Genomic DNA, 438 nt, shown 5'->3' on the forward strand with positions numbered 1-438 from the left:
AAAGCATGGTTATGGGCATCGAATAGCATCTCATGCGTCTGCAGAAGGTAAGCTCGAACGATGAAGGCCCGGCTGTAACTGAGCTTCGTATGGGCTACCTGTAGCTTGGTGCGTTCATTGCCGATGATCGCCCAGTCTTCCGACCAGTCGAACTGGAAAGCCTCCCCCGGATCGAAGGCGAGTGGAACGAAAGTCCCACGCCCCGAAGTCTGTAAATCCCTCTGCAGATCCGCCTTCCACTCCCGAGCAAAAGCAGCAACACGACCATAAGAGCCCTCATAGCCGAGGCTCACAAGATCGGCATGCAACTGCTTCATCGTGCGTTTCTGCTTGCGGTTCCTTTTGGCTTCCGTCCGCAGCCAGGCTGACAATCGGTCGGCAAAAGGGTCAAGCTTGCTCGGCCGCTCCGGAACCTTGAACTTCGGCTCCACGCTGCCC

1 pseudogene is annotated in these 438 nt (G+C 56.8%); it reads right to left on the reverse strand.

Features of this window, described 5'->3' with window-relative positions:
• Positions 1-438, reverse strand: a pseudogene (locus CEV33_RS00685) (IS21 family transposase); the annotation flags it as partial.

The sequence above is a fragment of the Brucella grignonensis genome, assembly GCF_002252505.1.
Lineage (GTDB): Bacteria > Pseudomonadota > Alphaproteobacteria > Rhizobiales > Rhizobiaceae > Brucella > Brucella grignonensis.